This window comes from Candidatus Kosakonia sp. 282A-S69, from assembly GCF_029433855.1.
In the GTDB taxonomy this organism is placed as follows: Bacteria; Pseudomonadota; Gammaproteobacteria; order Enterobacterales; family Enterobacteriaceae; genus Kosakonia; species Kosakonia cowanii_A.
This window is the reverse complement of the sequence record NZ_JAROAU010000005.1, coordinates 175062-175297: the sequence shown is the minus strand read 5'-3', so window position 1 is coordinate 175297 and position 236 is coordinate 175062. Positions and strand designations below refer to the sequence as shown.

Annotated in this window: 1 pseudogene; it reads left to right on the top strand. The window is 70.3% G+C overall.

Going from position 1 to position 236, the window contains the following annotated elements:
* Positions 1-236, top strand: a pseudogene (locus tag PU683_RS21665) (LLM class flavin-dependent oxidoreductase); the annotation flags it as partial.

Sequence of the window (236 nt, the reverse complement as noted above, 5' to 3'; positions counted from 1 at the left end):
CAGCTCGACCGGCCGTATGCGATGGCGGGGTTCAACGTCTTCGCCGCCGACACCGATGAAGAGGCCGAGCTGCTGGCGAGTTCGCAGCAACAGTCGTTCGTCGCGCTGCGCACTGGCCATCCGCGCCAGCTGCCGCCGCCGGTCGCGGGCTATCGCGCCTCGCTGGGGCCGCAGGGGTCGGGGATCCTCGACCATGTGCTGCAATGTTCGGCGGTGGGATCGCCCGAGACGGTGGC